Origin of the sequence: Vibrio marinisediminis, from assembly GCF_014050145.1 — a bacterium.
In the GTDB taxonomy this organism is placed as follows: Bacteria; Pseudomonadota; Gammaproteobacteria; order Enterobacterales; family Vibrionaceae; genus Vibrio; species Vibrio marinisediminis.
Genome location: NZ_JACFYF010000075.1, coordinates 1 through 358 on the forward strand (window position 1 = coordinate 1; position 358 = coordinate 358).

At 68.4% G+C, this 358-nt stretch carries 1 pseudogene; it reads right to left on the minus strand.

Going from position 1 to position 358, the window contains the following annotated elements:
* Window positions 1–346 (minus strand): annotated as a pseudogene (locus tag H2O73_RS23480) (3D-(3,5/4)-trihydroxycyclohexane-1,2-dione acylhydrolase (decyclizing)); the annotation flags it as partial.
* Between the last annotated feature and the right edge of the window lie 12 nt (window positions 347–358).

The following is a 358-nucleotide window of genomic DNA, read 5'->3' on the forward strand; positions in this document are numbered from 1 at the left end:
GCCCGCAAAAGACGATGGTGTCTGCCTCGGGCTCCACCTCCGTCTGGGCAATGCGGGCGCCCCAGCCGCCCGCAATCTCGTAGCCCATGCAGGAAAAGCCGAATTCCACGTCCACGGTGCCGATATCCAACGTGCGCCAGTTCGCGGTGACCTCCGCCGGAAGACCGCCCGCCGCCGCCACGACCCGGTCGCGCGGCTCACACAGCGCGTTCACCACGCCGATGGCCTGGGCGTAGGAATTGGGTCGGTTTCCGGGGCGGACATTGTCGGCCACATAGGCGTCCCAGCCCTTGCGCTCGGTCTGGGCGTAGTTGCGCCAGGCCTCGGGGCATCGGTAGTCACCCAAGGCGGCCTCCAG